Raw genomic sequence first — 11,127 nt, forward strand, 5'->3', positions numbered from 1 at the left:
ACCTTTCTCTCAAATCAAAAGCCCAACAAATTCAAACCCTTGGCTAACCTCAGCGATTCCCGCTAGCATCCGCCCAGTCATTTGCGCCAATAATAAGTTCAAACCCGCAGCGCCCAACCATCGAGGCCAGCATGTACATCTATCGTTTGGTCCTGCTTCTGGTCGTGGGGATCTACCTGTTCTCCCCGGCCATCATGGACTGGTGGATCGAACCGACCGGAGCGTGGTACCGCCCGTACCTGCTCTGGCTGATCCTGATCGTCGTCACCTTCATCCTGCAGAGCCAACGAGATGCCGATGAGCTTTAGCCTGACCCAGATGATCCTGATCAGCGCCGGGTACCTCATGGTGCTGTTCGGCGTAGCCTGGGTCAGCGAGCGTGGGCTGATCCCGCGCGCCATCATTCGCCACCCGCTCACCTACACCCTGTCGCTGGGCGTATACGCCAGCGCCTGGGCGTTCTACGGCTCGGTGGGCCTCGCCTACCAGTACGGCTACGGCTTCCTTGCCTGTTACCTGGGGGTGTCCGGTGCATTCCTGCTGGCGCCAGTGCTGCTGTACCCGATCCTGAAGATCACCCGCACTTACCAGCTGTCGTCGCTGGCCGACCTGCTGGCGTTCCGCTTCCGCAGCACCTGGGCCGGCGCGTTGACCACCCTTATCATGCTGATTGGCGTACTGCCGTTGCTGGCGTTGCAGATCCAGGCGGTGGCCGACTCGATCAGCATCCTTACCGGTGAGCCGGTCAAGGCACGGGTCGCCTTCGCGTTCTGTGCGCTGATCATCCTGTTCACCATTTTCTTCGGCTCCCGGCATATCGCCACGCGCGAGAAGCATGAAGGGCTGGTGTTCGCCATCGCCTTCGAGTCGGTGATCAAGCTGCTGGCACTGGGCGGCATCGGCCTGTACGCCCTGTATGGCGTGTTTGGCGGCCCCCACGAGCTGGAAGTGTGGCTGCTGCAGAACCAGACCGCCCTGGCCGCCCTGCACACCCCGCTGCAGGAAGGCCCGTGGCGCACCCTGCTGCTGGTGTTCTTCGCCTCGGCCATCGTCATGCCGCACATGTACCACATGGCCTTCACCGAAAACCTCAACCCACGCTCGCTGGTCAGCGCCAGTTGGGGCCTGCCGCTGTTCCTGCTGCTGATGAGCCTGGCCGTGCCGCTGGTACTCTGGGCCGGGCTGCGCCTGGGCGCCAGTACCAACCCCGAATACTTCACCCTGGGCCTGGGCATTGCCGCCAACAACCAGGCATTGGCCCTGCTGGCCTATATAGGCGGCCTGTCGGCGGCCAGCGGCCTGATCATCGTCACCACCCTGGCGCTGTCGGGCATGGCCCTCAACCACCTGGTACTGCCGCTGTACCAGCCACCGGCCGAGGGCAACATCTACCGCTGGCTGAAATGGACCCGCCGCGCACTGATCGTCGCCATCATCACCGCCGGCTTCATGTTCTACCTGACCCAGAACAACCACCAGAGCCTGGCCAACCTGGGCATCGTGGCGTTCGTGGCCACGCTGCAGTTCCTGCCCGGCGTGCTGTCCGTGTTGTACTGGCCGACCGCCAACCGCCGCGGCTTCATCGCCGGGCTGCTGGCCGGCACGCTGGTGTGGATGGTGACCATGCTGCTGCCGCTGCTGGGCAACCTGCAGGGCTTCTATATCCCGCTGCTGGACATGATCTACGTGCTGGACGATACCAGCTGGCACATGGCGGCCATCGCCTCGCTGGCGGCCAACGTGCTGCTGTTCACCCTGATTTCGCTGTTCACCAACGCCAGCACCGAAGAGGTCAGCGCCGCAGAAGCCTGCGCGGTGGACAACGTGCGCCGCCCACAGCGCCGCGAACTGCACGCAGCCTCGCCCCAGGAATTCGCGACCCAACTGGCCAAGCCGCTGGGCGCCAAAGCCGCGCAAAAGGAAGTGGAGCAGGCCCTGCGTGACCTTTACCTGCCGTTCGACGAACGCCGGCCATACGCCTTGCGCCGCCTGCGTGACCGCATCGAGGCCAACCTCTCGGGCCTGATGGGCCCGAGCGTGGCCCAGGACATGGTCGAGACCTTCCTGCCGTACAAGTCCGGTAACGAGAACTACGTCACCGAGGACATCCACTTCATTGAAAGCCGCCTGGAAGACTACCACTCGCGCCTGACCGGCCTGGCCGCCGAGCTCGATGCCCTGCGCCGCTACCACCGCCAGACCTTGCAGGAGCTGCCCATGGGCGTCTGCTCGCTGGCCAAGGACCAGGAAATCCTCATGTGGAACAAGGCCATGGAAGAGCTCACCGGCATTGCCGCCAAGCACGTGGTCGGCTCACGCCTGGTGACCATCGCCGAGCCCTGGCGCGGGCTGCTGCAGGGCTTCATCAACGTGCCCGACGAGCACCTGCACAAACAACGCCTGGCACTCGATGGCCAGCCACGTTGGCTGAACCTGCACAAGGCGGCCATCGATGAACCACTGGCCCCCGGTAACAGCGGCCTGGTACTGCTGGTCGAGGACCTGACCGAAACCCAGGCCCTGGAAGACAAGCTGGTGCATTCCGAGCGCCTGGCCAGCATCGGCCGGCTGGCCGCCGGCGTGGCCCACGAAATCGGCAACCCGATCACCGGCATCGCCTGCCTGGCGCAGAACCTGCGCGAGGAGCGTGAAGGCGACGGCGAAATCACCGAGCTGTCCAGCCAGATCCTCGACCAGACCAAACGCGTGTCACGCATCGTCCAGTCGTTGATGAGTTTTGCCCATGCCGGTGGCAGCCACCAGAACAGCGAGGAACCGGTGTGCCTGGCCGAAGTGGCGCAGGACGCCATTGGTCTGCTGGCGTTGAACCGGCGTAATTTCGAAGTACAGTTCTTCAACCTCTGCGACCCCGACCATTGGGTAGAAGGCGACCCGCAGCGCCTGGCCCAGGTGCTGATCAACCTGCTTTCCAACGCGCGCGACGCCTCGCCGCCCGGTAGCGCAGTGCGCGTGCGCAGCGAGGTGAGCGAGCACACCGTCGACCTGATCGTCGAGGACGAGGGCAGCGGCATCCCGAAGAACATCCAGGACCGTCTGTTCGAGCCGTTCTTCACCACCAAGGACCCCGGCGAAGGAACCGGACTGGGCCTCGCTCTGGTCTATTCCATCGTGGAAGAGCATTATGGGCAAATCACCATCGACAGCCCGGCCGACATCGAACGGCAACGTGGCACCCGGATCCGCGTGACCCTGCCCCGGCATGTCGTAGCGACGTCCCCTGAAATTCGAGACCGTCGAGAGAATTGAATCAATGCCGCACATTCTGATCGTCGAAGACGAAACCATCATCCGCTCGGCCTTGCGTCGTCTGCTCGAGCGGAACCAGTACCAGGTCAGCGAAGCCGGCTCGGTGCAGGAAGCCCAGGAACGCTTCAGCATTGCCACTTTCGACCTGATCGTCAGTGACCTGCGCCTGCCAGGTGCACCCGGCACCGAGCTGATCAAGCTCGGCCAAGGCACCCCGGTGCTGATCATGACCAGCTACGCCAGCCTGCGCTCAGCCGTGGACTCGATGAAGATGGGCGCGGTGGACTACATCGCCAAGCCCTTCGACCACGACGAAATGCTGCAAGCGGTGGCCCGCATCCTGCGCGACCGGCAGAACGCCCCGGCTGCGGCACCGGCTGCCGAGCCCCGCGCCAGCACCGGCAAGGCAGCCCCTGCCGACAAAGCGGCCCCGGCAGCGGCCAATGGCGACATCGGTATCATCGGCTCGTGCCCGCCCATGCAGGACATGTACAGCAAGATCCGCAAGGTGGCCCCAACCGATTCCAATGTGCTGATCCAGGGCGAATCGGGTACCGGTAAAGAGCTGGTGGCGCGCGCCCTGCACAACCTGTCGCGGCGGGCCAAGGCGCCGATGATTTCGGTGAACTGCGCGGCCATCCCCGAAACCCTGATCGAGTCCGAACTGTTCGGCCACGAGAAAGGCGCGTTCACCGGCGCCAGTGCCGGCCGTGCGGGCCTGGTGGAGGCCGCCGACGGTGGTACTTTGTTCCTTGATGAAATCGGCGAACTGCCCCTGGAAGCCCAAGCCCGCCTGCTGCGCGTGCTGCAGGAAGGGGAAATTCGCCGGGTCGGTTCGGTGCAGTCGCAAAAGGTCGATGTGCGCCTGATCGCCGCGACCCACCGCGACCTGAAGAATCTGGCCAAGGCCGGCCAGTTCCGCGAAGACTTGTACTACCGCCTGCACGTGATCGCCCTGAAGCTGCCCGCGCTGCGCGAGCGCGGCAGCGACGTCAATGAAATCGCCAGTGCCTTCCTGGCCCGCCAGAGTGCGCGCATCGGCCGGGATGACCTGCACTTCTCTGCCGAAGCCGAACAGGCCATTCGTCACTACAGCTGGCCGGGCAACGTACGTGAGCTGGAAAACGCCGTGGAGCGCGCGGTCATTCTCAGCGAGAGCGCAGAAATTTCTGCCGACCTGCTGGGTATCGACATCGAGCTGAGCGACCTGGAAGAAGACGATATTCTCGACAACGCCCTGGCGGTGGCCAGCGCGGCCAATGCCAGCCACGAGCCGACCGAGGACTTGTCCCTGGAAGACTACTTCCAGCACTTCGTGCTCGAGCACCAGGACCACATGACCGAGACCGAACTGGCCCGCAAGCTCGGCGTCAGCCGCAAATGCCTGTGGGAACGCCGCCAACGCCTGGGCATTCCGCGGCGCAAGAGCAACGCCACCAGCGATAACTGACCTGCCTGGGTGGGAGGTTCCTCCTGCCCCTTCTCTACCAGCCTCACCGGCCTGTTCGCGGGCTTGCCCGCTCCCACAAGCACAGCGCAACCTGGCAGCCACGGTGATCCTGTGGGAGCGGGCAAGCCCGCGAAACGGCCAGCCACCACACCCCAGGTAACACATCTGCTGCCGCAAAAATCTGTTACCCACCCTCTGCGCCGTAACAGTCACCGAGGCGTACGGTAACGAAATTTCCACATTTCGGGCCTGCCACAAACCTGCAGAATCCACCAACCCATTGATTTTACTGGTTTTTCAAAAGTTGGCACGGCACCTGCTATATCTCTGGTACAAGAACAATAACAAGCACTGCAACTCATAATAAGAACAAGACGAAACGGCTCACGCACAATAAAAACAAGACGGCGGAGGCGCAGCTAACTGATTCTTTTGGAGAGGATGCGTGTTTGGGGCTTGCCCCACGACCAGGCAGAGAACAACAAAAACTGCACTAAAAAGCAGCGCCTGAACTGGTTGGATCGACAGATCAACGTGACATCAGCGGCCAAAGCAATCCGTTTGCTCTTTACCCCCGGTTTGGGGGTCGTCCACAAGCTTCAGGCTTTGTGGGCAGGGCACTCAACAAAAACAAAAAGCCCGGCAAAAAAATAATAAGAGCACGCAACGACACTTCTTGGGGAGCTTAGGCTCCCCTTGTCGTTTCTGCGATTCCCGCAGGCTTCCTGCTACCCGCCTACACCATTCCCTGAGTAAATGCTAGAATCCCCGCCCATCATGCGGCCATTCTCCTATTCTTGGCCGAACATTCCTTCAAACAGTGCATCCCATGCTGAAGAAGCTGTTCCAGTCGTTCCGCCCGCCCGTACCGGGCCAGCACCACAGGCGCACCACGCCTGAGGTGATCAACAAGAGCCAGCACTCGTTGCAGCGCCACCAGTTCAGCCGCCACGCGGTGAACATTGTCGAGCGCTTGCAGGCTGCCGGTTACCAGGCCTACCTGGTCGGTGGCTGCGTCCGCGACCTGATGCTGGGTATTACGCCGAAAGACTTCGACGTTGCCACCAGCGCTACCCCTGAACAGGTCCGTGCCGAGTTCCGTAATGCGCGCATCATTGGCCGCCGCTTCAAGCTGGTCCATGTGCATTTCGGCCGTGAAATCATCGAAGTCGCTACCTTCCGTGCCCCGCATACGGAAGATGACCAGAATGACAGCCACCGTTCGTCGCATAACGCCAGTGGTCGCATCCTGCGTGACAACGTATACGGCACCCTGGAAGAAGACGCGCAGCGCCGCGACTTCACCATCAACGCCCTGTACTACGACCCGGTCAGCGAGCGCATTCTCGATTACGCCAACGGCGTGCACGATGTTCGCAACCGCCTGCTGCGGCTGATCGGCGACCCGACGCACCGCTACCAGGAAGACCCCGTGCGCATGCTGCGCGCAGTGCGCTTCGCGGCCAAGCTGGACTTCGGTATCGAGAAGCACACCTTCAAGCCGATCCGCGAACTGGCCCCACTGCTGCGCGAAATCCCGCCAGCGCGCCTGTTCGAAGAGAGCCTGAAGCTGTTCCTGTCGGGCCAAGGTGCCATCGCCTTTGAAATGCTCGTCGATCTGGAGCTGTTCGAGCCGCTGTTCCCGGCCAGTGCGCACGCGCTGGAAGAGCGCCCGACCTATACCCACACGCTCATCAGCCAGGCACTGAACAACACCGACCTACGGGTGAAGCAGGGCAAACCGGTAACGCCGGCGTTCCTGTTCGCCGCGCTGCTGTGGCCTGCCCTGCCAGCCCGCGTGCTGCATTTGCAGAGCCAGGGCGTACCCCCGATTCCGGCCATGAATGGCGCAGCCCACGACCTGATCGCCGAGCAATGCGCCCGCATCGCCATCCCCAAGCGCTTCACCCTGCCAATCCGGGAAATCTGGGACATGCAGGAGCGCCTGCCACGCCGCAGCGGCAAGCGCGCCGACATGCTGCTGGACAACCCGCGCTTCCGTGCCGGTTACGATTTCCTGCTGCTGCGTGAAAGCGCGGGCGAAGAAACCGACGACCTGGGGCAATGGTGGACCGATTACCAGGACGCCAACGATAGCGAGCGCCGCGAGATGATCCGCGACCTGGGCAACCGTGACGAAGGCAGCACTGCCGGCCCGCGTAAACGCAAGCGCAGCGGCAGCAAACGCAAGCGCGCTGGCGACGAGGCATTCGAGTGACGACGCGCGCCTACGTCGGCCTGGGCAGCAACCTGGCTGCACCGGCCGAGCAGTTGCGCAGCGCGTTGCAGGCGCTGGACCAGGTCGCGGCCACGCGCCTGGTAGCAGCCTCTGCCTTTTACACCAGCGATTCGCTGTTGCCCGGGCAGCCACGCTATACCAACGCCGTCGCGGCGCTGGACACCCAGTTGGCACCGCTGGCCTTGCTCGATGCCCTGCAAGCCATCGAGAACGACCAGGGCCGGGTGCGCGCGGAGCGCTGGGGCCCACGCACGCTGGACCTGGACATCCTGCTGTTCGGCGACCAGGTGCTCGACGAGCCCCGCTTGACGGTGCCGCATTACCACATGCATGCCCGCCCCTTCGTACTGTACCCGCTGGCCGAGCTGGTACCGGGCGACTTCCGCCTGGCCGATGGCCGCGCCCTTGCGCAGCTGCTTGAGGCTTGCCCATTCATCGGCCTGGAGCGCTTGTAAACCGGGTGCTCCAGCCCGTTGCACCGGCCCGGTAACGCCAGTAACACCCTGATCGTAACAATGCGGTAACAGGGTGATTGACTTCCCCCACCTCGCTCACGACTATAGGCGTCCCGTGTGGCAACTGACTGCCGCATACCCGTATTTAGGCCCGGACGGACCTGTGCCCGAACATCACGCGCGATGATGTGCCGCTCCGGAAGATGACTACACGCGTTGAATGCAGTCGTTTTTTACAGCGCCTGAACGAGGAATTTCCTACATGCCTGAAGTAACCCTTACCACCCTGCATGGCCTCAAGGCCAAGGGTGAAAAAATCACCATGCTGACCTGCTATGACGCGACCTTCGCCAAAGTCGCCAGCCAGGCCGGTGTTGAAGTGTTGCTGGTGGGCGACTCGCTGGGGATGGTCCTGCAGGGCCACGACAGCACCTTGCCGGTCACCACGGCCGACATGGCCTACCATACCGCCAGCGTCAAACGTGGCAATGACGGCGCGCTGATCCTGGCAGACCTGCCATTCATGGCCCATGCCACCCCGGAACAGGCCTTTGCCAACAGCGCCACGCTGATGCAGGCAGGCGCCCACATGATCAAGATCGAAGGTGCCGCCTGGCTGGCAGAAACCATTCGCCTGCTGGCTGAGCGTGGCGTACCGGTGTGTGCGCACCTGGGCCTGACCCCGCAGACCGTCAACGTACTGGGCGGCTATAAAGTGCAAGGCCGCCAGGAAGCCCAGGCCCGGCAGATGCGCGCTGATGCCATTGCCCTGGAACAGGCCGGTGCAGCCATGCTGCTGCTGGAGTGCGTACCCAGCGAACTGGCCGCGGAGATCACCAACGCGGTCGGTATTCCGGTGATCGGCATCGGCGCCGGCAGTGCCACCGATGGCCAGGTGCTGGTGCTGCACGACATGCTTGGCCTGTCGCTGAGCGGCCGGGTGCCCAAGTTCGTGAAGAACTTCATGCAGGGCCAACCGGATATCCACAGCGCCCTCGTCGCTTACGTCGAGGCCGTCAAGCAAGTCAGTTTCCCAGGCAGCGAACACGGGTTCAGTGCATGAATACAGTCAAGACCGTCCGCGAACTGCGCGCAGCAGTAGCCCGTGCCCGCGGTGAGGGCAAGCGCATCGGTTTCGTGCCGACCATGGGCAACCTGCACAGCGGCCACGCGGCCCTGGTCACCAAGGCCGCGCAGCGTGCCGATTTCGTGGTCGCCAGCATCTTCGTCAACCCGCTGCAGTTCGGTGCCAACGAAGACCTGGACAGCTACCCGCGTACCTTGGCCGCCGACCAGGAGCGCCTGCTGCAAGCCGGCTGCAACCTTTTGTTCGCACCCAGCGTGGCAGAGATGTACCCCGACGGCATGAGCGTGCAAACCCGGGTCAGTGTTCCCCAGCTTTCCGAAGGCTTGTGCGGCGCCAGCCGGCCAGGGCATTTCGAAGGTGTGGCCACCGTGGTCACCAAGCTGTTCAACATGGTCCAGCCAGACCTTGCGGTGTTCGGTGAAAAGGACTTCCAGCAACTGGCAGTGATCCGCGCCATGGTCCGCGACCTGAACATGCCGATCCAGATCATTGGCGAGCCCACCGTGCGGGCCGACGATGGCCTGGCGCTGTCTTCGCGTAATGGTTACCTCACGCCCGAGCAGCGGGCCACCGCGCCTGCGCTGTACCGCACGCTGCAGCATATCGCTTCGGCCATTGGCCGCGGGCAGCGGGACTTTGCCGCGCTGGTTGCCCAAGGGCAGGCGCAGCTGGTTGCCGCGGGTTTGCGTCCAGATTACCTGGAAGTGCGCCATGCCGTGAGCCTGCGCCCGGCGGTGATCGATGATCGCGACCTTGTGGTGATTGCGGCGGCTTACCTGGGTAACACCCGGTTGATCGACAATCTGTACCTGCATGTGGAAGAGAAAACCGCATAAAGGCCTTGGGGGCTGCTTTGCAGCCCCCTCAAAATCCCCGTCCCACAGCCATTCCCAGCGCGTGACCTTTGCCTATAATGATGCAGCCTGAACCCGGCAATGACTGCCGTGTCAAAGGCCTCACCACGCATTAAGGGAACCCCGCGCAATGGCGTATTACCGTACACCCCACGATGTGACGGCGCTGCCCGCCTGGCAGGCGCTTCAGCAACACCGCGATGCCATGCAGAGCTTCAGCATGCGCGACGCCTTCGCCGCCGATGCCCAACGCTTCGACCAGTTTTCCCTTAGCGCTTGCGGCCTGTTCCTCGACTACTCGAAAAACCTGATCACCGAGCAAACCCGCGATCTGTTGGTCAACCTGGCCAACGAAGTGGGCCTGCAGGACGCTATCAAGTCGATGTTCAGTGGCGAAATCATCAACGCCTCCGAAGGCCGCCCGGTGCTGCACACCGCATTGCGCCGGCCGGTTGGCGACAAACTCAGCGTCAACGGCGTGAACGTCATGCCGGAAGTGCACAAGGTACTCAACCAGATCACCGAACTGGTTGGCCGCATCCATGACGGCCTGTGGCGTGGCTACAGCGAAAAGCCGATCACCGACGTGGTCAACATCGGCATCGGCGGCTCGTTCCTCGGCCCGGAGCTGGTTTCCGAAGCCCTGCTGCCCTACGCGCAGCGCGGTGTACGCTGCCACTACCTGGCCAACATCGACGGCAGCGAGTTCCACGAACTGTCGGCCAAGCTGCGCGCCGAAACGACCCTGTTCATTGTTTCGTCGAAGTCGTTCAACACCCTCGAAACCCTGAAAAACGCCATGGCCGCGCGTACCTGGTACCTGGCCCAGGGCGGTTCGGAGGCCGAGCTGTACCGCCACTTCATTGCGGTTTCCAGCAACAAGGCTGCCGCGGTGGCCTTCGGTATCCGCGAAGAGAACATCTTCCCGATGTGGGACTGGGTGGGGGGGCGCTACTCGCTGTGGTCGGCCATCGGCCTGCCGATCGCCCTGGCCATCGGCATGGCCAACTTCAAGGAGCTGTTGTCCGGCGCCTACACCATGGACCAGCATTTCCAGACCGCGCCGTTCGACAAGAACATGCCGGTATTGCTGGCCCTGCTGGGCGTGTGGTACGGCAACTTCTGGGGCGCCAGCAGCCATGCGATCCTGCCGTACGACCATTACCTGCGCAACATCACCAAGCACCTGCAGCAGCTGGACATGGAGTCCAACGGCAAGAGCGTGCTGCAGGACGGCACCCCGGTCAAAACCGAAACCGGCCCGGTAATCTGGGGTGGCGTCGGCTGTAATGGCCAGCACGCCTACCATCAGTTGCTGCACCAAGGCACCCAGCTGATTCCGGCCGACTTCATCGTGCCGGTCGTGAGCTTCAACCCGGTCGCCGACCATCACCAGTGGCTGTACGCCAACTGCCTGTCGCAAAGCCAGGCCCTGATGCTGGGTAAAACCCGCGAAGAAGCCGAAGCCGAACTGCGTGGCAAAGGGCTGAACGAAGCAGACATCGAAAAGCTGGCCCCGCACAAGGTGATCCCGGGCAACCGCCCGAGCAACACCCTGGTGGTAGAGCGCATCAGCCCACGCCGTTTGGGGGCGCTGGTGGCCATGTATGAACACAAGGTGTTCGTGCAAAGCGTGGTCTGGGGCATCAACGCCTTCGACCAGTGGGGCGTCGAGTTGGGCAAGGAGCTGGGCAAGGGCGTGTACCAGCGCCTGGTCGGCAGCCTGGACGACAGCGCCGAAGATGGTTCCACCCAAGGCCTGATCAACTACTTCC

At 63.0% G+C, this 11,127-nt stretch carries 8 protein-coding genes; all 8 read left to right on the plus strand.

Translation table 11 applies throughout. The features are described from left to right. Positions 1–131 precede the first annotated feature (131 nt). Complete coding sequence (locus APH30_RS28900; protein ID WP_003250005.1) at positions 132–308, plus strand: hypothetical protein; 177 nt, start codon at positions 132–134, stop codon at positions 306–308. Beyond that, positions 292–3,267, plus strand: coding sequence for a sensor histidine kinase (locus APH30_RS23620; RefSeq protein WP_029886588.1), 2,976 nt, complete (start codon positions 292–294; stop codon positions 3,265–3,267). The genes APH30_RS28900 and APH30_RS23620 overlap by 17 nt, the downstream gene beginning before the upstream one ends. A 4-nt stretch (positions 3,268–3,271) precedes the next feature. Then, positions 3,272–4,717, plus strand: coding sequence for a sigma-54 dependent transcriptional regulator (locus tag APH30_RS23625; RefSeq protein ID WP_054913922.1), 1,446 nt, complete (start codon positions 3,272–3,274; stop codon positions 4,715–4,717). 829 nt (positions 4,718–5,546) lie between these two features. Next, positions 5,547–6,935: a polynucleotide adenylyltransferase PcnB gene (locus APH30_RS23630; protein ID WP_009685365.1), complete on the plus strand. Its 1,389-nt coding sequence runs from the start codon at positions 5,547–5,549 to the stop codon at positions 6,933–6,935. Continuing rightward, the gene (gene folK, locus APH30_RS23635; RefSeq protein ID WP_054913923.1) at positions 6,932–7,411 is read left to right on the plus strand and encodes a 2-amino-4-hydroxy-6-hydroxymethyldihydropteridine diphosphokinase; all 480 of its coding nucleotides are present in this window, start codon (positions 6,932–6,934) and stop codon (positions 7,409–7,411) included. Before APH30_RS23630 ends, folK begins: the two co-directional genes overlap by 4 nt. Before the next feature lie 262 nt (positions 7,412–7,673). Beyond that, positions 7,674–8,474: a 3-methyl-2-oxobutanoate hydroxymethyltransferase gene (panB, locus tag APH30_RS23640; protein ID WP_054913924.1), complete on the plus strand. Its 801-nt coding sequence runs from the start codon at positions 7,674–7,676 to the stop codon at positions 8,472–8,474. Then, a complete protein-coding gene (panC, locus tag APH30_RS23645) occupies positions 8,471–9,334 on the plus strand; it encodes a pantoate--beta-alanine ligase (RefSeq protein ID WP_054913925.1) in 864 nt (287 codons plus the stop codon). Before panB ends, panC begins: the two co-directional genes overlap by 4 nt. Before the next feature lie 148 nt (positions 9,335–9,482). Then, positions 9,483–11,127, plus strand: a 1,645-nt coding sequence (gene pgi / locus APH30_RS23650; RefSeq protein WP_054913926.1) for a glucose-6-phosphate isomerase, incomplete at its 3' end; no start/stop codon positions are given.

The organism is Pseudomonas sp. NBRC 111127 (genome assembly GCF_001320345.1).
Taxonomy (GTDB): Bacteria; Pseudomonadota; Gammaproteobacteria; order Pseudomonadales; family Pseudomonadaceae; genus Aquipseudomonas; species Aquipseudomonas juntendi.